Annotated in this window: 12 protein-coding genes and 1 pseudogene; 6 read left to right on the top strand and 7 right to left on the bottom strand. The window is 56.6% G+C overall.

The features are described from left to right. Positions 1-74 precede the first annotated feature (74 nt). Together DQW50_RS10545 and DQW50_RS10540 are read right to left on the bottom strand one after the other, a co-directional pair. Positions 75-740, bottom strand: coding sequence for a DUF6517 family protein (locus tag DQW50_RS10545; RefSeq protein ID WP_112079237.1), 666 nt, complete (start codon positions 738-740; stop codon positions 75-77). 159 nt (positions 741-899) lie between these two features. After that, complete coding sequence (locus tag DQW50_RS10540; RefSeq protein WP_112079236.1) at positions 900-3,536, bottom strand: PQQ-binding-like beta-propeller repeat protein; 2,637 nt, start codon at positions 3,534-3,536, stop codon at positions 900-902. 234 nt (positions 3,537-3,770) lie between these two features. Here DQW50_RS10540 and DQW50_RS10535 point away from each other — a divergent pair, with 234 nt between their 5' ends. Then, a complete protein-coding gene (locus DQW50_RS10535) occupies positions 3,771-4,616 on the top strand; it encodes an RNA ligase family protein (protein ID WP_112079235.1) in 846 nt (281 codons plus the stop codon). 345 nt (positions 4,617-4,961) lie between these two features. Here the strand turns inward: DQW50_RS10535 and DQW50_RS10530 are convergent, their stop codons facing one another. Together DQW50_RS10530 and DQW50_RS10525 are read right to left on the bottom strand one after the other, a co-directional pair. Further along, positions 4,962-6,392, bottom strand: coding sequence for an oligosaccharide flippase family protein (locus DQW50_RS10530; protein WP_112079234.1), 1,431 nt, complete (start codon positions 6,390-6,392; stop codon positions 4,962-4,964). Between the two features lie 88 nt (positions 6,393-6,480). Then, entirely contained in the window at positions 6,481-7,893 is a 1,413-nt protein-coding gene (locus DQW50_RS10525) for a sulfatase (protein ID WP_112079233.1), read from the bottom strand. Between the two features lie 127 nt (positions 7,894-8,020). On the opposite strand from DQW50_RS10525, the gene DQW50_RS17635 reads away from it, so the two are divergent. Next, a complete protein-coding gene (locus tag DQW50_RS17635) occupies positions 8,021-8,719 on the top strand; it encodes a hypothetical protein (protein WP_127341333.1) in 699 nt (232 codons plus the stop codon). 385 nt (positions 8,720-9,104) lie between these two features. Here the strand turns inward: DQW50_RS17635 and DQW50_RS10520 are convergent, their stop codons facing one another. After that, positions 9,105-10,313, bottom strand: a complete 1,209-nt coding sequence (locus DQW50_RS10520) for a DUF563 domain-containing protein (RefSeq protein WP_112079232.1) — start codon at positions 10,311-10,313, stop codon at positions 9,105-9,107. 178 nt (positions 10,314-10,491) lie between these two features. Here DQW50_RS10520 and DQW50_RS17630 point away from each other — a divergent pair, with 178 nt between their 5' ends. Next, on the top strand, positions 10,492-12,111 hold the full coding sequence (locus DQW50_RS17630; RefSeq protein WP_127341332.1) for a hypothetical protein: 1,620 nt from the start codon (positions 10,492-10,494) through the stop codon (positions 12,109-12,111). An 82-nt stretch (positions 12,112-12,193) separates the two neighbouring features. Here DQW50_RS17630 and DQW50_RS10515 read toward each other — a convergent pair. Continuing rightward, positions 12,194-12,894 (bottom strand): annotated as a pseudogene (locus tag DQW50_RS10515) (hypothetical protein). A 295-nt stretch (positions 12,895-13,189) separates the two neighbouring features. Between DQW50_RS10515 and DQW50_RS10510 the strand changes: the two are divergent. Then, on the top strand, positions 13,190-14,212 hold the full coding sequence (locus DQW50_RS10510; RefSeq protein ID WP_112079231.1) for a PLP-dependent cysteine synthase family protein: 1,023 nt from the start codon (positions 13,190-13,192) through the stop codon (positions 14,210-14,212). Positions 14,213-14,288: 76 nt separating this feature from the next. Next, positions 14,289-15,176: a glycosyltransferase family 2 protein gene (locus tag DQW50_RS10505; protein ID WP_112079230.1), complete on the top strand. Its 888-nt coding sequence runs from the start codon at positions 14,289-14,291 to the stop codon at positions 15,174-15,176. On the opposite strand, the gene aglG is transcribed toward DQW50_RS10505, so the two are convergent. Further along, the gene (gene aglG, locus DQW50_RS10500; RefSeq protein WP_112079229.1) at positions 15,166-16,104 is read right to left on the bottom strand and encodes a glucosyl-dolichyl phosphate glucuronosyltransferase; all 939 of its coding nucleotides are present in this window, start codon (positions 16,102-16,104) and stop codon (positions 15,166-15,168) included. The genes DQW50_RS10505 and aglG overlap by 11 nt on opposite strands. Positions 16,105-16,201: 97 nt before the next feature. Here aglG and DQW50_RS10495 point away from each other — a divergent pair, with 97 nt between their 5' ends. Continuing rightward, positions 16,202-19,330 carry an oligosaccharyl transferase, archaeosortase A system-associated gene (locus DQW50_RS10495; protein ID WP_112079228.1) on the top strand — a complete coding sequence of 1,043 codons (3,129 nt, stop codon included), beginning with the start codon at positions 16,202-16,204 and terminating at the stop codon, positions 19,328-19,330. Positions 19,331-19,333: the final 3 nt, after the last annotated feature.

Genomic DNA, 19,333 nt, shown 5'->3' with positions numbered 1-19,333 from the left:
TTGTCGGATTCATCCCCGCGCTAAAGCCCGGGGCTTTCTCCTTGAGTTTCCGTAACCACGTCGCCCGGACGTCTTCACTCGTTTTCGAGCGATTCGAACAACCGCTCGATCCGCTCGCGTTCGCCCTCGACGTCGGCGGGATACGCCCCGGCGACGAGGATCACGTCCTCGCCGCGCTCGACGATCGTGAGGTGGAGGTATCCCTGTTCTTCGGTGCCGTCCGGAAGGATCACGGTCACCTCGTAGACGCTCACTTCTCTGGTCTCACCGTAGATCTCCTGTTCGATCGTCTCGTCGAGCTCCGGGTCCTCGATCTCGCCGTCGAACTCCCCGCCTATTTCACTGCGCGCCTCCCGGATCAGCTCCTCCTCGTCCATGTTCGCGAGCGGGCTGAGCTGTTGGCCGGCCGCGTCGACGCCCGGCGTGCTCACGACGGCGAACACCGACTGCTCCTGGCCGGTCAGATCCGACTGGATCTCCCGAAGGTACGCACGGACCTCCGTTCGCGCGGTAAACTCCCGGCGCTGGCCGAACTCCTCGAACTCCTCCTCGACGACGACCGTCTCGTTGCGAACCTCCTCGAAGCCGGTCTCCTCGACGCTCGACTCCTTTGGCTCGGCCGGCTCGGCCGAGCGCTCGATCTCATCCTGTGTCGCGACCTCGACGGCGTCGGTACACCCGCCGAGGGCGACCGTCCCTGCCGTCACCCCCGCGAGCAAGAATCGACGACGAGATGTCATACGGATCGATTTTCTCACCCGTAGAATATATCACTTTTCCATATGTTCTCGATCTAGAGACTGAATCGATATCCGGGACGGATCGCGCTCCGTCGGACGTCCGACAGTCGCTCGATCGGAGGTGGCCACGGTCGCTCGATCGGAGGCGGCCACGGTCGATCAGTCGAAAGCAGCCAACCTGAGCACCCGCGCGAACTCGCCGATCGAGTCGTACCGCTCGTCGGGGTCGGGGTCGATCGCGCGGGTGATCGGCCGGTCGAGCGCCGACGGAACGTCCGCGTGGTCGCTCGGCTTCGCGGGGTGGCGGTCCGCGGGCGGGCTCCCGGTCACGGCGTGGTACGCGAGCGCGCCGAGCGCGTACGTGTCGGGCTTGCCCCGCCAGAGCGGGTCGTCGGAGTCGGGCGATTGCTCCGGCGCGGTGTACGGTGACGCCTCGCGCGTCCCGTGGTCCGGCGTGTCGGTCACCGCGGCGATCCCCCAGTCGTCGACGATCCCGGTCGCAGTCGAGCCCGACCCTACCACCCGGATCGTCTCCGGCGAGAGGTAGTAGTGACGGACCGTGTACCGACTGGCCTGTGACATCGCCTCCGCGGCGTCGACGACGGGCGACAGTCGGGTCGTGAGGTCGGCCGTGCCCTCCGCGAGGTGGTCCGCGAGCGTGGGTACGTCCCCGACCGGATCGGTCACCAGCCACGGGTACGGGTCGGTCCCCGAGCCGTACACGGTGACGATCCCGTCGTAGTGGCTGACGCTCCCCCAGTCGGTCGCGACCGACTCGAACCGGTCGGCGACCGCCGGGTCCGCGTCCGGTAGCGCGAGGACCCGCCCGTCGCCCCCGTCGATCCGGTCGTCCGTGACGGCGTAGACGGCGACCGGCCCGACGGACCCGACCGCCTCGGCCGACGTGAGTTCGTCGATCCCGGCGAGCAACGCGTCCCCGCTCCGGTCTCCGGTCCCGTCCTCGCCGGTCTCGTCCTCGCCGGTTTTGCCCGTAGCGGTCCCACCCTCGCCGGTTTGATCGGTTTCCGAACCGGTCGTCGAGTCGGTCGGGGCGGTAGAGGCCGATGCGGCCGTGGTGGTCGAAGACGACGGGGTCGAGGACGCCGCGTTCTCCTCGACGGTGGCCGGCCCCCCCGCGTCGACATCGGCGGTGCCCGTCTCCGAGCCGGGTGCCGTAGCGTCCGTGGTCCCGGACGTGGCCGCCGAACTCGTCGCGTTCGGCGACGAGGGCCGTCCAGACGGGGAGCCGGCGTCCGGTCCCGATGTGGTGTCGCCCGAGCGTCCGCCGAGGAACCGATACGCCGCGAGCGCGCCGACCGTGAGCCCGCCCGCTGCGCCGAGGAGCCCGACTGCCGGAACCTGGCCCGTCACTCCCGCAAATCCCGAGTCGTCGGCGGAGCCCTCGGCCGATCCGGACCCACCACCGTCCGCGCCGTCGTCGCCGGACTCGTCCGTCCCCGCTGTGTCGTCCGATCCCGTCGAATCGTCCGATCCCGTCGACCCGGACGAGTCGGTCGAGCCCTCACCTCCCTCGAAGGCGACGCCCGCCGCTGTGTGGTGATGTCCGAGCGTCCCGAGCGCGGTCCGCGAGCCGACGCCGTGGCCCTCGCCGGCGAGGTCGACGACGGTGGGCGAAGAGAAGACCGCCTCGGACGGTTCGTCGAACCGCCACCGCTCCTCGCCGTCCGCGACGTCGAAGCCGTACAGCGTCCCGGCGGTGTCACCGACGAAGACCGTCCCGTCGGAGACGGTCGGCGAGGAGTTGACCTGGTCGCCCGCCTCCGCGTCCCACTCCACGTCGCCGGTTTCGGCGTCGATCGCGTACAGCGACCCGCCGAGCGATCCGGCGTAGACGACGCCGTCGACGACGGTCGGCGAGGAGACCACGCCGGGGACCCCGTCGGTGATCCACCGCCGGTCGCCCGTCTCCGCGTCGAGCGCGTGGAGCCCGGTGGTAGTCCCGACGCTGCCGACATAGACGGTCCCGTCGACGACCGCCGGCGACGAGAAGACGATGTCCCCGAGGTCCGCGTTCCACACGGGCTCCCCCTCGGCGACGTCGAACGCGTACGTCCGTTCGTCGAGCGATCCGACGTAGACGGTCCCGTCGGCGACGGCGGGCGACGACGAGACGCCGTCCTCGGGGGTCGACGCGCGCCATCGCTCCGCCCCGTCCGCCGTCGAGAGCGCGAGGACGTCGCCGTCCTCCGTCCCGACGTAGAGCGTCTCGCCGTCGACGGCGGGCGAGGAGACCACGGCGCTCACGGACTCCTCGACGCGCCACGCTTCCGTCCCCTCCGTCAGATCGAGCGCGACGATCGACCCCGAGTCGGTCCCGACGAACGCCCGGCCGTCGACGACGGTCGGCGAGGAGACGATCCCCCCGTTCTCGCCGTCGTCGACTTCGACCGACCACGCGGCGGAGCCGTCGGTCGCGTCGACCGCGTACAGCGACCCGTCCGCCGACCCGACGTAGACGGTCCCGTCGACGACCGTCGGTGACGAGGAGACCGCGTCTCCGGGTTCCTCGAAGCGCCAGACCGCCTCGCCGGTCCCGGCGTCGACCGCGTACAGCGAGCCGTCGTCGGAGCCGACGTAGACCGCCCGCTCCGGGACGTGGTCCGTCGCCGTCGCTGTCGACGTCGCCTTCGAGATCCCCCACGTCGAGACGCCGGCTGTGGACAACACGCCGGCCGTACTGCGGAGCACGGACCGCCTGGCGGGCCGGAACCGACACGGCGCCTCCCCGACACCGTCCCGACCGCGACTCGCCCCCGATCCGTCGAGTCCCGTCATGCCGAACAGTAGTCAGACCGGTGCCATGAGTGTTTCCTCATCGGTCGGAGTCGCCGCGACGCCGTGGGGGACTGCGGGGCATCGTCACGCCACGGGAACGCCATTTTCTCGCATCGCCACAAGAGCCATCCGGCTCCGTCGCCGAGACGGTACCGACGATCGGCGCCGGACTCCGGCCATCGGTAGCGGTTCCGCTCGGCTCGGTGCGCCGGCCGGCATCGGTCGGTCCACGACATGAAACGCTACCCACCGATCCCGTCCGTGGCCGACGCGCCCGAGGACCTCCTCACCGGCCACCTCTGGCTCCTCGAACTGATCGACGGCTGGCACCTCCGGTTCCGGATGGACGAATCCGGACTCCTCCGCTTCGGCGACCGCGAGGTCGTCCACGACGACCCGGGAGAACTCCCGGCCGCGTACGGCCACGCGGTCCGACACGTCCGGGAGCGGTTCGACCGCGAGGCGCTCCGGGACGCCGTCGAGGACGTGACCGACGTCGTCTTCTTCGGCGTGGCGACCGGTCGACGGGGGACCGAGTACGACTGGGAACGGCTCCCCCCGTTCCTCGGCCACGACGTCTGGTCGGCGGACGCGGGCGCGTTCCGGCCGCCGGACGCCGTGGAGGCGATCTTCGAGCGGCTCGGGCTCGACCCCGTGAACGCCTTCGAACGCGAGCGCCGCGCCCGCGACTTCGACCCCGAGGCGTACGCGGTCCCCCCGTCGGCGTGGTACGACGGCCCCGCCGTGGGCGTCGTCGTCCGGAACAAGGCGGGCGGTCGGGGCGTCATCCGGGGAGCGGAGCGTTCGGCGACGGTCGAGCGGGAGACGGCGAACGTCGACCCCGTGGAGGCGGTAGCGGCGCACGCGGATCGGGAACAGCTGGCGCGGATCGCGACCCGGATCGAGGAGCGTGACGGCGTCGTAACGGTCGACGCGCTCGCGGAACGGGCGTTCGAGGCGTTCCTTCGGGAACGGCACCAGTTGGTCGCCCGGAACGGTGGGGACCGAACGCTGGAGGCGATCCGTTCGGAGTTGCTCGATCGGGCGCGGACGTTCCTCGACGACGTCGAGGCCGGGTGAGGTCGACGGGGTATCGATCCTCGGAAGGCGCTCGTTGCATTAAGCTTCTGGTTCCTGTCGTGGAACAGCTTCGTTCATTGGATATGATGACTATCGACGAGGCGACTGCGATATCAAACGACGAAATAACAGACGAGACAGCCAGAAACGACCGCCGCATCGTCGTGATCAAAGAAACGATCCTCTGCCGAGTACGGCGACTATCCATGAAGCGGTCCGTTGTGACATGAGATCACCGTCGACCCTGTCAATGTCGCGAGATACGTCGCCGTAGCGATCGATGGTGAACGACAGACGAACTCTTGTGAGTATTCAATCTCTCTACCTGTGATCTGGGAGATCGATTTATGCGGGGAGGTTGTCGGCGATAGTCTTCCGGAAACGCCTTGAGATCGCGAGAAGTGTCGTGAAATATACTGTTGCCCCAATCCCGACTAACGCGAATAGGATAACGATGTTGATGCCAACGATCGAGTATGTCGACTCCATCCACACACCGGCATAGACGAACAAGCCCATGATCGCCGCAGCCATCCACTGTTTGGCGATCTCTTCGATCGGGATTGAGAACGTGATCAACGACGAAAGCATGGCGTAGGCCATACCAAGGCTCACCGCAACCGAAGCAGCAGTCGCTGTAGCTGCGCCGATGACACCGAAATGAGGGATAATACTGAGGTTTAGTACCACGTTTCCGAGAATGAATACAGCATTGATACGAAACGATAGATCGGGCCGGTCGATCGCGTTTAATGTGTTCGTGAACTGACGCTGGTATCCCTGGATTAGCGTGGCGACGATAAGTACAGAGAGAACGACTGCGCCCCGAGAGAATTCCTCTCCGTACACTCGAAGAAGCCGTTCACCGAGGATCGTTCCACCAACTAACCCGGGGATCAAGATTAATCCCGCGAATGCGAGAGCGGTTTCGAAGAGATCGGCGACTGCTTCTCGGTCTTCATCGGCGGACAACGAGCTCATTTCAGGGAACAACGTCTGACTCAACGAGCCGCCGAACAGTATCAGAAAAACGGCGACGTTCCAGGCTGCCGTGTAGATACCGACAAGCGAGGACGACACGAAAAAACCGAGAATCGACACGTCAACCCAGTTGAACGCTCGCGAACGGAGAGACCCGATCCATGAGAACTTCGCGTACGAAATTATACTTTCGAAGTGAGAACGTCGGGGTAGCGATATTCGATCGAAATTTCGAACGACTATCCACGTTCCGAGTACCGCGACGAGTGCGTATCCTAGAGTGTACCCAGCAAACAGACCGACTAGACCGAAGCCGACAAATAGTGTAGAGATCTGAATAATACTCCGGGTTCCGGTTCGAATCGGACTGAATATACCCGACACGTGAACGAGGTTCTGTCCTTTTAGAACGGCATTCACCAGCGACTGACCGAGGTTCACGAACAGCAATAGAACAACGAACTCCGTGGCAGGATACCCGATGTAACTGTTTACTGACTCTCTAAACAGGAGCACGCACATCGCGACCGCTACGAAGAGGATAGTGCTGATCGATACGCCCGCGATAGCGTACGCACTCTGTGATTCTCCCTCACTGATGCGCTTCGTGATGGCGCCAGGAACACCCATTTTCGTGAGAATTCCCAACCAGGCGATCATCGAGAGAACGAGATAGTAAGTCCCCAGACCGTCAGAACCGAGTATGCGTCCGATAAACACTGTCGCGACGAATCCAAGTACGGATGACGAGAAACGGGACGCGAAGTGGATAATAGACGTCTGTCCCAGACGCATGTATCGATTGGCGTGAGAGAGGACAATAAGGCCTCCTTTTCGATACTGCTCGAGCAGTTCTCGTCCAATTTCGGTTCATGGAACGAGGCTACGTCATGTAGCCGAGTTCGTGGAGGCGCTGTTCGACTTCGCTCTCGAGTTCACTTTCCTCCTCGGTTATGTTAGCATTCGATAGTTTCCCGAGAACAGATTCCACGTGTTCCTGATCAGCAGATTTCGTGTAACGACTGGTGATGGGAGTGTACTGAACTTGATCTTCACGACGGACCGCATCAATAACCACTTGTCCGCCGTGCTCTCGACAGATAGCATGCCATGGTCCAAAATACGATTCTCGCTTATTTCGTGGAAGTGGTAGCTGATCGCCAGGTTCTTTGATTCTGTATGATGTCGTGATTGCGGACCCATCGTTCGGCGTAAACGACACTCGTTCTCCATTGACTGTATTCTCCACGACAGTGGGAAACCGTGTAAGTGTCGCAGGAGCATCCACTGAACTGCCGCTAGATTGCGTTGGATGTTTGACGACGAGTGGTACGTGTGCTACTTCATCACCGATCCCCCAGCTATGATCGATGAGTCGAACCTCATCGTTCAACACACTGTATTCACCGAATCCCTCACCGTGGTCGCTGGTCACTACGACGAGCGTTTCCTCAAGTTCGTTCACGGATCGCAGATACTCCAGTAGATCACCTACGTAGGCGTCTGCTTGTCGGATACAATCGTCATAGAGACTTTCGGTGGCTTCAAGCTCCCAGAACGGTCTCTCTCCTAGATACTGGGTAGTGAGAGGCCCTCCCATCGCTTCGCGATGGAGATCCTGGAGGGTCTCCCCACCCCAACGGTCGAACTGATCTAGTGGTATGTACGGATAGTGCGCATCCATGAGGTTGAGACAGGCTGCCCAAGGGCCACCACTGGAATCTCGCCACTCTCGAAACTCTTGTATGTACTCCCCGCCGTGTTCGCGCTTCGGATCATGTGCGGCTTTCGATCGACCGAACTCACGAGATAGACCGTTGATGATCGCTTTGAGTGGGGCGTCGGAACGGAAACTAGCACGGAGGTATCCTAAATAATTCGGATCACCTTTGACCTGTTTCGGCCCCATCGCTTCGGGGAAGAGGAGTTCTTGACGCTTCGGACCGACAACGGTCTGAAAGAAGGACGAGAGGTTCGACGACTCTGCGATGATCGAATTCGGAGTAAACAGTCCGGTCCGATAGCCTTTCTCGGCTAAGTCCTCCCAGACGGTGTGGCCGGACTGAATACTCGCCCCGTGAGAAGTGGTACGGTGTTCGGCAACGTGATATCCCGTGAATAGACTCACGTGGCTAGAGATACTGTGGATACCAGGCGCGCGTGCGTTCGTGTAGGTCGTCGCACTCTTGGCAAACTCATCCAGGTTCGGCGTCGTATCTCTCGGATACCCTAGGTGCCCAACGTTCTTCGCTCGGACGCTATCTAGCACCACCAGTAGAACGTTCGGCTGATTCATGAGTATAGGTCAAATGGTGTGTATTTGTATACTTTGATGGGAGAAAGGCCAAGATATCTCTGATGAGAATTTTTGATCTTATGAGTAGTTCGATACAGATATACACACACGAGACTGATTATCGGTAATGGCAGTCAGTTTTCACAAATGGGTGTCACAGGGTCTTTCCAATCTCGGTAACAGCAGTAAGCCGCTCACATCGCGGGTCATACGTCCAATATACTACATTTACGTCGCATTTCTTCTCAGTATAACGAAATGGCGACCGTGGGGAACGAATATTTTCGAGCGTGACTGGGACGCTATAATCCTCCTTGACGCCTGTCGTGTGGACGCCCTTCGTGAAGTCGAGGACGAATACGATTTTCTAGCCGTGGAGGAGACGATAACGTCTGTTGGGAGTACGTCATTCGAATGGATGAACCACACTTTTGATACAGAATACCGTAACGAAATTGAACGGACGGCATACGTTTCCGGTAACGGCTACACGGATCGCGTTATCGGGCAGGGAGGAGATACCGGACATGCCGCGATACCATTCGGACCAACTGAGTACGATATCGTCGACCACGAGGACTTCGGTTACCTCGAGGAACTCTGGCGAGTAGAATTTGACGAAGATGCCGAGTGGATGATCAACGGTAACGCCGGTTCACGAACCCATCCAAAATACACGACTGATAGAGCGATTAGAGCGGGTCGAGAACGTCAGACGGAACAGCTTATCGTCCACTACATGTATCCGCACGATCCGTTCCCACTTGCTGATCGTCCTGACCTGTTCCGTCCTTTCGACGCACTCCGTTCCGGGAATGTTACCTGAGAAGCCGCCTGGGACGAATACCTGACTCACCTCAGGCTCGTCTTAGACGAGGTGGAGCGTTTACTGAAGAATTTGGACGCGAAAGACGTCGTAATCACCGCAGATCACGGTGAAGCGTTTGGCGAGTACGGGTTCTACAGGCATGTCATCGGCTGTCCGCTACCGTGTATGCGGAAAGTGCCTTGGGTGAAGACCTCCGCAACGGACTGCGAGAAGTACGAATCGTATGCTCCCGCTCCTGAATCTACGAACGAAACAACAGCCGAGGACCGGCTTAAGGATCTAGGATACCTATAAATTAGATACGATCAACTTAGTTGGTTCTGAGAACGTTTTGGAGAGTCTCATCAAGTTCACCCACGTCAACTCGGATGTCCGAACACAATTATACTCCAATCAGATCAACAAGAACTTTTTTTAGTTGATCGGGCTCTACCTGGATGTCAATTCCATTAGATTTGCCAGATAAATAGTGATATTCATGTCCTGCGATTTTCGCTAAACGATAAAATGTTGTTTTTATTCTATCACCAAAAATCTCAAGTATGATCGGATCATTCGAAAATAGCATATTTGTGAATCCGGCACCATGTGGGCCAACAATAATTTCTGCATCTGAAAACAGTTGAATCTGATCCGATACGGAAAGATCCTCGAGAACATACGCTGAAAATCCTAACTCATTAAGCGTTTCTATAACTGTAGATTCATTAATAATACGGCGGCGAGTCGCATTTCGACGTGAAATATAGATCCGTTCTCCGCCTTTATTTTTGAGATCAACTGCCGATATCGCTTTTTTACGAAGCCATCTATATTCGCTAGGTGTTGGTTCTGGATACGTGGGCACGATTAGTTTATCAACTTGATAGCCTCGACCCTCAAATTCGATACAATCAGTCGGATTGACACCCATTAGTTCGAGGGTTTCTTTCGCCCAAGAAGGAATATCAGGTGGGATGACAATAGTCGGAACGTGACCAGTTGTTTCTTGGTAGTATTCAACCCCTCGTAATTTCAAGATACATTCAACGATCCAATGGTAATAATTCGACCAGAGTGGGATAAGTGGACAGACGGTACCAAGATTTGGTAATCGAGAGTGGATTTCATCATCTGAAAGGATCGTATCATACGTCCATTTGAACCCGTGTGCCTCAATTATCTGTGAAACAGCTACTTCCAGTCTGTTATCCAAAAGGGATGGCGGGGCGATCGTGTCTCCAATTAGTTGTTCATCTGCTATTCCTAGCGCTACAGGACCGAGTAAAGTTACATCATCAATTTCAGAAATAGCAGAAGAATCGATTGTATATTGTTCAACATCACTGAATGTTTTGCTAGGAGAGACCCAAGTTTTGGGTGGTATATTCACTTTTATGTTTTCTTCTAAATCATTCATCCACCTAGTAGAGTAAGTATCAACGAGTTCTGACTGGTGGAGAGTGGTATATGGAGATCTTCGTATTATTTTTGGAGAGATATGCTGTTTTAATAATTTCTTTCGAAAAACTATTTCCCATCCAGCCGCGAGAGTCTCAGAGACCCCCTCATTTTCGTATTTTCGGAATGTACGCCGAGCGAGGTCAAGCATCAAGTTCAACTGAACTATGAGATATATATAATCTGTGAATTCTGATTCCAGCTTGAGACACTATCTGTTTTTCCAATTAGATTGTTCTTAGACATGTGATTAGCGCCATTTTTAAATACAATCCAACCGATCTGTTTAATGATCATCCTTCGATGAAGACTTCAAACACATTATAAAAATGACAGTTTTGATACATAACGATTCTATTTGGATTACAGATGGATCTCTTTATGTTAGAGGACATGCCTACTATGAGAGAACATATCTAGATAAACAAGAAATCTTGGAAAAACTAAAAGGATTGAATAACTTAACTACTCTAAAAGATATTATCAGTAATTTAAATGGGTTTTTTTCTATTATAATTGATGAGAAAGATAAAACGATCATCGCTGCCGATCGTATGCGTTCATCTCCCGTCTTTTATTCCAAACTCAATAACGACTTCCTTGTTAGTGATGACTGTAATTGGTTAAAGAAAAAGATGAAAAATAGTTCTATCTCCTCAGTTATCGAAACAGAATATATTACATCTAGATTTGTTACAGGGTCAGATACTCTTCATTCGGATATTAAACAGATACAGGCGGGAGAGATGGTTGTATTCGATAAAGAGTCAAACACAATCGAACATAAACGCCATCACATTCATCGACTATCATCTGATGAATATATCTCTGAGAATTTGAACAAAAAATTTGAGAATGTGCTTGAAAATTCGTTTTCTAGACTAGTAGATATTGCTGATGGAAGACCCATATTTATTCCTCTTAGTGGTGGATATGATTCAAGACTAATCGCTTTAATGCTTAAACAGATTGGGTATGAAAATGTAGTAACATACAGTACAAATATATTCACTGAAAAGAATAGATCAATTGCAAAATCAGTAGCAGAGAATTTGGGATTTGCTTGGTTAAATGCCGAATTAACACACAATGACTGGGGAAAATTCCAAGATTCACCCATGTGGGATAAATATTTCAATATGGCGGGATCGCTCGCCGTTCTCCCTACTTTAATGGATATTCTAACATTAATAGAATTAGACCAAAAAGGAAAAATTCCAGAAAATGCGCTTTTTGTGCCTGGACACTCTTCTTTAGATACAATGAAGGCAACCCCCACTATTTTTGAGGGTCAAGAAGAGATTGATGTTGATCAGTTAGGATCATATATTATTGACCAACATTTCAAATATAATGAACATGTTCCAAGACCAAAAAGTAAATTGATCGATAGGATATCGAAGAATTTAGGAATTAACACATTAAATGGCCCGGATTCACCTGTAGAGGCATTTGAACGCTGGCGTCTTGAAGAACGTCGCTCGAAATTAATTATTAATCAGGTGCGAGCGTATGATTATTTGAATCTTGATTGGTGGTTGCCTCTTGAAGATCGAGAAATATACGAATTTTGGCGTAAAGTGCCAATAGAAGAGAAGCGGCATCGTGAATTCTACGAAGATTATATCGAAAACAAATATATCTCGCTCGTTGGAGTTGATCGTGCTACTGCAGAGAAAGTTGCCGAGCCTAACTTAATAATTTTCGCCAAAAAACATTTTCGCGAAACTTCTCTCTGGCCCTTGTTACAGACGGGATATAACTTCTGGTCGAACAGTTTAATTAACTACCAGTATAGGAAACAATTTAAACTTAATGAAATATACGAATCAGATCCACGATTCGGGATTATGAGTAAAGACACTGTTGAGTCCAATTTTCATAATCAGCAACATTTATTATATTCTCTTATCGCACTTGCGGAAGTAGGTAGGATCGATCTCCAGTAACTCAACTAAAAAATAAGAGATTGATACGTCTGAAGAGTCTCAACCTTATGATACAGTAAATTTTCGTATCATAGAATCCAACTCATAGCTTCTCACCGCTCGGTTCATTTCTTCGCTCGTAGTTGGTGATAGCAACAGCAAGTCGGAAGCAGAGCGCAACGAATACTTCATCCGTGCGTGGACGCGACCTCGGGCTCAGACGTTCCCGAGGCTGTAGTCCTAAACCGCGTCATAGTTTGTTCAACACTTGCTCGGTGTTGTACGTCTCCTCCAAGATAGATTGTTTCAGCTGAACGTCCTCGCTGTGTTCGGTGATGTTACCCCCAAGTCTATATTCGAGATGTTTCGGATCGTCTATGTTTCGGGGATTGTACGGAGCGATTGGCACGACCGTGCGGCCAGCAGGTGGTCGTGCCAATCGTGAATGTCGTAGGCGCTATTGCCAAGTATCTACGTTGGTTCTTCGACGGTGAGCGCGTCACGTACATCGCCGCTTCTGTTCTGCTTGTTTAGCTTGTGTAACATCCGTTTCTATCGTGATCTTTGGCCGGTAGAGACGATCACACAGCCGAAGTCGTAGTAGTGCTAGACAGGGATATTCTGAAATTCTCGTGTAACCGGAGGCGTGCCGTAGACATCCTCGTAGTAGCAGTACAGAAAGCTGTGAATGAGATCCGCTAGCTTGTGAACCCGTGTTTTCCGACGAGCGGGGGAGAACACATCGTAGTCCAGTAGAAACACGAACTCAAGGTGCTCGAACTGCGGAACTGTCTCCGTGGCCATCGCATTCAAGAATTCGTTGACTGAAGCTACGTTTTACAGGGCGTTGGAATTGGGGACACAGTTTCAAAACCCTGCGACCTCACTTGGAAGGCCTTCTCTGACAGGCTCTACACAGCTTACGTAGCGCATGACCCCGAAATCCCTAGATACCGAATTAGCCAGTCTACTCTATCGAAGACTCGCAGACTAAACAGTTAATTGGAGATATATCGTAATTATCTGTGTTGAGATTGATATCCTGCGTCCAAACACGATCTTTTAATTATCCTCTTGTACAACATCTCGTGGCTAAATAATGACAACAGAAGAGGAAACCATTGAACAACACAGCGAAGATAGAACAGAAGAATTAGAGAGAACAGAAGAATTAGAGAGAGAGTTGAATTCTTCAGAATCACCATATCATGTAACCGATCCAGTTCTCTCACTTATTGGTGATACACCATTGATTAAATATCCTCGATCTGGAAAAGAGAGTCTCCATATAAAATTAGAAATGAAGAATCCGACTGGGTCAATGAAAGACAGAATTGCTCTCGGAATGGTACTAGAGATGCGACAGTTAGGCAAAATAAATGCTAACGATCTCATTGTGGAAGCCTCTTCCGGAAATACTGCTGGTAGTGTTTCACTAGTAGCGAATCGATTAGGATATGATTGTGTTATAACGATACCAGAATCAACGAGTAAGCAGAAGTCTGGTTATATTGAATCATTCGGATCTGAGTTAATAAAATGCCCAAATGTTGGCTCTAACCACAGAGATCATTATAGAAATAAAGCAAAAAGGATCTCAAACAAACGGGATGGTGTTATTCTTGATCAATATCATAATCAGCTTAATCCACAAGTTCACGAAAAATGGACTGCTCCCGAGTTATGGGAGCAGACTAACAATCTAACACACGTCGTCTGTCCGATGGGAACTGGTGGAACGATTTCTGGTATTGGCAAGTATATGTCTGAAAAAGATGACACAATAGAGATCATTGGTGTTGATGCCGAACACTCAAATATTAGCACTGCGTTTCATAACGAAGATCTCGTTGAATATGATACTTCGATAGAAGGTCTGGGAAAAGAATGTGAATCCCCAACGATGTGGTTTGAATATATTGATTCTATTATTTCTGTCAGTGACGAAACTGCCGTCTCATGGACAAAAAGAGCGGCTATGGAAGATGGTTTGCTTATTGGAACATCTACTGGAGCTGCGCTAAAAGTTGCTTACGAGATCTCAGAAAGGATTGATGATTCATCGGTCGTTGTTATTGCTTGTGATAGTGGAAATCAGTATTTTGAAACGATTACTGCCTGACAATGATAACATTATGTCTATCTTTTAGATCGGTGATCTGGAGTAGTTGTAGCCGGCGTTACTTGACGGAGTACGTATGACTGGTTTCACTATTGTAATTCCAGTTTATAACGACTCTACTGGAATTTCGGAAACGTTGAAATCTCTACGGAAACAGCACCATCTGAGCCGAAAATCAGAATATCTTGTCGTCGATAACGGTTCCACCGATGATACTCGCAACGTAATTCGTGAATATGTCGACAAACATGATCACATCGAACTTCTCATTGAAGACGAGATACAAGGATCTTACGCCGCCCGCAACAAAGGTATTAAACACGCCACGGGTGGCGTACTAGTTTTCCTAGATGCCAACGAAACTGTCGACGAGAACTGGCTGGAAACAGCCCTCAAAACAATGGAGGAACAGGACGTCGATTACCTCGGGTGTAACGTCGAGCTCACGCGGCCCAAGGATACTCTCGTCGGTAGATACAACGCTCGAACTGGTTTCCCCGTAAAACAGTATCTCGAGAAGGAGAACTACGCGCCAACGTGCGCACTCCTCGTTCGCCGGGAAGTGTTCGAAGACGTGGGACTCTTCGACAGCCGGCTCATCTCGGGCGGCGACAGGGAGTTCGGCGAACGCGTTCACGAAGCGGGCTACGAGCAAGGGTACGCCGAGGACGCGACCGTCTACCATCCTGCTCGAACCTCATTCGAGTCCCTCGCGAAGAAGAACTTCCGCGTCGGACGGGGATTCTGTCAGAAGCAGCGCTACTATCCGGATCGATACGGGAAACCAGGGATCCCACCGAGACCTGACGGCCCGAGTGGAGACGACGGTGACGCCCCCGATTCGACGATTACGCGTCTCGCGTTCGCGTTTCTCTCGGTCGCCATGCTCGCGTGTCGCGGCCTCGGCTACTACTACGAGTTCCTGTTCGGCGAGGAACGCGATCTCCCCGCCCCTACGCGTTAGCTTTCTCCACCAGATCCGGCGTCGCGACCGCGTACAGATACCCCAACCCGACCGCTCCGGTGAACGCCCCGATCGCCGCCAACTGCGCCACTGCGGCCACAGACGGCGACCGAACCAACCCCTCCAGTCGTCGCGGAACCCGATCCGTCAGCAGCCACTTCAGGTAGTCTCCCTTGGCGTCGGGCGCATCCGGGTACAGTAGATCCATCACGCGCTTGGAGTACCCCTGCCAGAACGACCGGGACACCAGCCACCGGAACTCGCCGCGGTACTCGAACAGTGTGTGGTGGACGACCGCGCCCTCGGTGAACACCATCCCCTTCCCGAACTCCTCCATGAGTCGGATCCCCACCGGCGCTTCGTGTGCCTGGAGGTGTTTGTCACCCTTCCGTCCCGTGTTCGGGTCGTAGCCGCCGACCGCCAGGAACTTCTCGCGACGGTACGAGATGTTCGACCCGTACGTGTTCCGGACCTCTTCGCCGTCCTCGGCGAAGTCCGGCTCGACGCACCCGACGAGCCAGTAGAACTCCTCGGGGAAGAAGTCCGGTCGCTCGCCCTGCCAGTCGGGTTTGACGTCGCCGCCGACCGCTATCGCGTCGGTCGTCTCGTACACCTCGACGAGCGACTCGATCCAGTCCTCCTCCGCAACGCCGTCGTCGTCGATGAACGCGACGATCTCCCCGGAGGCCAACTCCGCGCCCTTCGTCCGACTGTAGGAGATCCCGCGGTTCTCCTCGTTGTCGTGGATCACCACGTTCTCGCGGTCGCCGAAGTCCGCGACCGCCCGCTCGTACACCTCGGGGTTCCCGTCGATCACCAACACGACCTCGATCGGGTCGTACGTTTGGGAGAGCGCGCTCTCGACGGCCTCCGTGAACACGTCGTAGCGGTCCATCGTGTACGTACAGACGACGACGGAGACCTTCATTGAGCGGCGATTCCTCCGCGTCGCGAATAAGGGTTCTGAACGAACCGCGACCGGTATATAACAAGGCTTATGGACGTTTTCGAAGAGTCATCGTGTAATGAGCCAGCGAACCGACACCGCCGGGGAGGACGACGCTCCCCTCGACGTTCTCGAGCGGTGGTACCACGTCCCGGCCCTCCTCGGGATACTGGTCTTCATGCTGTGGACTCGCCTCCAGGCGTACGGAAACTTCGTCCGGAACGGCGAGGTGTACTTCCGTAGCAATGACCCGTGGTACCACCTCCGTGAGACGACCTACCTCCTCGAACACTGGCCGAACACGATGTCCTTCGACCCCTGGACCGGGTTCCCGTTCGGCACCCAGGCCGGCCAGTTCGGCACCCTCTGGGACCACATCATGGTGGTCAGCATCTGGATCGCCCGCCCGATCATGGGGAGCGCCGAGGAGGTCATGCTCGTCATGGCCCCGATCGCCGGGTCGCTCGTCGCGATCCCGACCTACTTCATCGCTCGCCGGTTCGTCGATCGCTTCGCCGCGGTCGCGGCTGCGGGCGTCCTGGCCCTCCTCCCGGGTACGTTCCTCAACTACAGCCTCGTCGGCTTCCCGGACCACAGCGCGGCCGAAGTCCTCTTCCAGAGTGTCGCCGTCCTCGCGTTCCTCGTCGCCTTCGGCGTCGCCGACCGAGAGAAGCCCGTCTGGGAGCTCGTCGTCGACCGCGACTGGGACGCCCTTCGCCGCCCCACCGCCTACGCCACAGCCGCGGGCGTCGCCCTCGGCCTCTACATCTGGACGTGGCAACCCGGTATCCTCATGGTCGGGTTCACCGGCGTCTTCCTCGCGGTGAAGATCACGAGCGACGTCTACCACGACACGAGCCCCGAACCGGTCGCGTTCGCCGGCGCGGTCGCGATGGGCGTTGCGGGGCTGATGCAGGTCGTCCCGCTCGACACGTTCTCGTTCGCCGTCACCGACTACTCGCTCATCCAGATCGTCCTCCCGCTCGGCGTCGCGGTCGGCGCGGTCTTCCTCGCGTGGCTCGCCCGCCAGTGGGAGGCACGCGACGAACTGGAGCCCGAGACTTACCCGCCAGCGGTCGGCGGCCTGCTCGTCGTCTCCGCCGGATTCCTGTGGCTGGCGATCCCCTCGCTGTGGTCGACGCTCACGAGCAACCTCCTGAACTTCATCGGCTTCAGCGCGAGCGCGAGCTTCCGCACCATCGGCGAGGGACAGCCACCCCTCCAGGAAGCCCCCTTCGCCGACTTCGTCCTGGGGGAGTACGGGCTCGCGTTCTTCCTCGCGCTCACAGCGGTCCTCTTCGTCGTCGCGCGCCCCCTCTATCGCTCCGACGACCCGAACCACACGCTCTACATCCCGGCCGCGTTCGCGGTCGTCGGCTCCGTCTACGCGTTGACCGGCGTGTACGACACGATCGGCGGCGTCGTCGGCGTGAGCTGGCAGGTGGTCGGGCTCGTCATCGCCGCCGGATTCCTCGTCGGCGCGACGTTCCTCGTCGAGTACGACGCCGAAGAGCTCTACTTCGTCGTGTGGGCGGTGTTCATCGGGAGCGCCGCGTTCACCCAGGGCCGCTTCAACTACTACCTCGCGGTGGTCGTCGCGGTCGGCGCGGGGTACTTCCTCCAGCTCGCGGTCGACGCGATCGACCTCCGATCGCTCGACTCCGTGCGTGATATCGAGGGGTGGCAGGTGCTGACCGCAGTCGCGGTGATCGTGGTCCTGCTCGTCCCGCTCGTGGCGGTCGCCACGCCGGTGTGGACCGCCGGCGCGAACACCGGCCCCGGGAGCGTCGTCCAGTGGGACGAGAGCCTCCAGTGGATGAACGAGGAGACGCCCCACCCAGGTGAACTCGAGGGTGCGGACAACGCGATGGACCCGTACGCGACCTACGAGCGGCCGGCCGACGGCGACTTCGACTACCCGGAGGGCGCCTACGGCGTCCAGTCGTGGTGGGACTACGGCCACTGGATAACCACGCGCGCGGAACGGATCCCGAACGCGAACCCGTTCCAGCAGAACGCGGCCGAGGCCGCGAACTACCTGCTCGCGCCCAGCGAGGAGGCCTCCAGGGCGGTTCTCGCGAACCAGAGCGACGAGGGCGCGAACACGCGATACGTGATGGTCGACGGCCAGATGGCCTCCCCGAACTCCAAGTTCAGCGCGCCGGTCACCTTCTACGACGAGGGGAACGTGACGCGGGAGGACTTCAACCGCCCCATCTACCAGCAGACCGAACAGGGCGGGTTCAGGACGGTGATGCAGGTGAACACCCAGCGCTACCACGAGAGCCAGATGATACGCCTGTACGAACACTACGGGAGCGCGGTCGATCCCGAACCGGTCGTCGTGGACTGGGACACGCAGACGGCACAGACGGCGGACGGCGAGCAGGTCGAGCTCGCCGTCCTCCCCGAGGACCCCCAAACGATGGTCCGGGAGTTCGAGAACGTCTCGGCGGCTCGCGAGTACGTCGAGGAGGACGGGAGCGCCCAGGTCGGCGGCGTCGGCGGGCTCCCCGCCGAGCGCGTCGAGGCGCTCGAACACCACCGGCTCGTCCACGCCACGGAGTCGCAGGGGCGGTCCGCCTCGGCGGGGCAGATCGGCATCCTCCAGCAGCTCGGCGTCGACTTCGAGTCGGTCCTCGGCGAGTCCGCCATCGCGGCCTACCAGGACGATTATGTGAAGACGTTCGAGCGGGTCCCGGGCGCGACGATAGCGGGGAGCGGTGCGGAGCCGGGCGAGGAGGTCGAAGCGACCGTCGAGATGGAGAAGCCGTCGGGCGAGACGTTCGAGTACACGCAGTACGCGACCGCCGCCGACGACGGGAGCTTCGAGTTCACCGTGCCGTACTCGACGACCGGCTACGAGGAGTTCGGTCCCGAGGACGGGTACACGAACACGAGCGTCCGCGCGACCGGCCCGTACGAGGTCACGACGGGGACGACCACCGACGAGGACCTGTACACGACCCAGCACGTCGGGCAGGTCGAGGTCACCGAGGGCCAGGTGATCGGCGAGGACGGATCCGCCGCGACCGTCGAGCTCGAAGAGGAGATCGTCGACTGCCCCTCCGGCGATCCCGAGTGTCCGGTCGACGACGAGGAGGGCGGATCCGACGACGACACCGACGGAACCGACACCTCGGCCGTCGACTCCGACCGCGTCGTTCCGGAGCGCGCTACCGTCGAGCACACGGCCGTGACCGCCTGATCC

The organism is Halorubrum sp. 48-1-W, assembly GCF_003287355.1.
Lineage (GTDB): Archaea > Halobacteriota > Halobacteria > Halobacteriales > Haloferacaceae > Halorubrum.
The sequence above is the reverse complement of the archived record's forward strand: the minus strand, read 5'-3'. Positions and strand labels throughout refer to the sequence as shown.

Bases quoted from the DNA above. Each gene is read 5' to 3' on its own strand.
- DQW50_RS10535 (WP_112079235.1), top strand. From the start codon at position 3,771: ATGAAACGCTACCCACCGATCCCGTCCGTGGCCGACGCGCCCGAGGAC.
- DQW50_RS10510 (WP_112079231.1), top strand. From the start codon at position 13,190: ATGACAACAGAAGAGGAAACCATTGAACAACACAGCGAAGATAGAACA.
- aglG (WP_112079229.1), bottom strand. From the start codon at position 16,104: ATGAAGGTCTCCGTCGTCGTCTGTACGTACACGATGGACCGCTACGAC.
- DQW50_RS10505 (WP_112079230.1), top strand. From the start codon at position 14,289: ATGACTGGTTTCACTATTGTAATTCCAGTTTATAACGACTCTACTGGA.
- DQW50_RS10495 (WP_112079228.1), top strand. From the start codon at position 16,202: ATGAGCCAGCGAACCGACACCGCCGGGGAGGACGACGCTCCCCTCGAC.
- DQW50_RS10530 (WP_112079234.1), bottom strand. From the start codon at position 6,392: ATGCGTCTGGGACAGACGTCTATTATCCACTTCGCGTCCCGTTTCTCG.
- DQW50_RS17635 (WP_127341333.1), top strand. From the start codon at position 8,021: ATGGCAGTCAGTTTTCACAAATGGGTGTCACAGGGTCTTTCCAATCTC.
- DQW50_RS10525 (WP_112079233.1), bottom strand. From the start codon at position 7,893: ATGAATCAGCCGAACGTTCTACTGGTGGTGCTAGATAGCGTCCGAGCG.
- DQW50_RS10545 (WP_112079237.1), bottom strand. From the start codon at position 740: ATGACATCTCGTCGTCGATTCTTGCTCGCGGGGGTGACGGCAGGGACG.
- DQW50_RS10540 (WP_112079236.1), bottom strand. From the start codon at position 3,536: ATGACGGGACTCGACGGATCGGGGGCGAGTCGCGGTCGGGACGGTGTC.
- DQW50_RS10520 (WP_112079232.1), bottom strand. From the start codon at position 10,313: ATGCTTGACCTCGCTCGGCGTACATTCCGAAAATACGAAAATGAGGGG.
- DQW50_RS17630 (WP_127341332.1), top strand. From the start codon at position 10,492: ATGACAGTTTTGATACATAACGATTCTATTTGGATTACAGATGGATCT.